The 891-nt window shown below is 61.8% G+C and carries 1 protein-coding gene; it reads right to left on the reverse strand.

Translation table 11 applies throughout. The features are described 5' to 3' along the window. A partial coding sequence (locus AC01FP_RS18000; protein WP_474482163.1) for an alpha-amylase family glycosyl hydrolase occupies positions 1–891 on the reverse strand: 891 nt, incomplete at both ends.

Here is an 891-nt window from a genome sequence, read left to right on the forward strand (position 1 = left end):
GAAGCCGTCCACGTGGAACACCTCCAGCCAGTGGCGATTCACGCTCAGGAAGAAAGCGCGCACCAGATCTTTGTTCCAGTCGGTGCTCACTCCGAACAGGTCCTGGGCGAAACTGCCCATGAACGGATTGGGCAGACGCAGGTCGCGGTAGAGCTCCTCGTAGAGGAAATCTTCACTGGTGTGGCCATAGATGGCATCCACCAGCACCGCAATCCCCAGCTTGTGGGCCGTGTCAACAAAGGCCTCGAAGTCTCTGCGTTGGCCAAAGCGTTCATCCACCCCCCAGTAGCCCATCGGCAGATAGCCCCAGTCCACCGTTTCTTGCACGTTGGTGACGGGCATCAGGCTGATGCCATTCACTCCCAGGTCGGCCAGGTAGGGCAGGCGCTCGATTGCCTTCGGCAGATCCGCGGCGAATTCCGCCAGGTTCAACTCATAGAGCACCAGATCAGCCTCGGCCGGCGTGCGCCAGGAGTCCTCCTCCGTTGACCACACGTAGGGCTGATACCCCAGGCTGAACGAGGAGAGCTTGCCCACGCCGTATTCGCGGGCGAAGGGATCAGAGAGGAAATCGCGCGTGAGCACCGAACCATCCGGCAGGGTGCGGGTCACCTTGTAGCGGTACACGTATTGGCCGGGCCTGGCGAAGAGATGATCAGCAAGGGGCAAGCTGGCCGTCCAGATGTCACCCCAAGGATCCAGCTGGCCAGGGGCGAGGGAAAAGGGGCTCGCCGCAACGCCCTGGAGAAACTGGTCGGCCCAGTGGATGATCAGCACATCCACGGAGCAGCCGCTGCTGGCGGATACACCAGGCAGCAGGATTCCATCCTCAAAAGAGCCGCCGCTGAGCACACGGCTCGGGTCAAGGGCCTTTTCGTGAACGGTCTGGGC

Source organism: Cyanobium sp. NIVA-CYA 375, from assembly GCF_056108345.1.